Genomic DNA, 562 nt, shown 5'->3' on the forward strand with positions numbered 1-562 from the left:
GTATATGTATATGAAGATGGCAAGGAAGTCGCTCAAGCCAAACCTGTATGCCTGCATGATAACGCCCATGTGAAACGAAATCGGTCCCCGTTTTCGTTGAATACGGCATGGGCAAAGGGGGAAGAAGATCATGTATAAAACCTTCTACTCCCTTTCTCATGAACCCTTTTCGAAAGAAATGAAGCCGTCGGATGCCTATCTCGCTACTTCGTATCGAGAAGCATTGGCGGGATTGGATTATATCAAACGAACGAGAGGAATCGGTCTATTCATTGGTGAACCGGGATCTGGAAAAACGTTTACGTTACGAACGTTTAAAGAGTCGTTGAATCCATCGTTGTATCATGTCGTCTATTTTCCTCTTTCCACAGGAGGAGTGATGGATTTTTACCGAGGGCTTGCGCTTGGGTTGGGGGAAGAGCCAAAATACCGGAAGGTCGATTTGTTTTATCAAATTCAGCAAGGAATCGAACGATTGTACACCGAACGAAGAATCACTCCTGTCTTGATTTTGGATGAGATGCATCTGGCTAAAGATGCCTTTCTGCAAGATCTTGCGATT

The 562-nt window shown here is 44.5% G+C and carries 1 protein-coding gene; it reads left to right on the forward strand.

From position 1 onward, the window contains the following. Positions 1-130 precede the first annotated feature (130 nt). Positions 131-562, forward strand: a 432-nt coding sequence (locus AC0KTX_RS16850) for an ExeA family protein (RefSeq protein ID WP_474253169.1), incomplete at its 3' end; no start/stop codon positions are given.

It is taken from the genome of Aeribacillus sp. JST-2 (assembly GCF_056032925.1).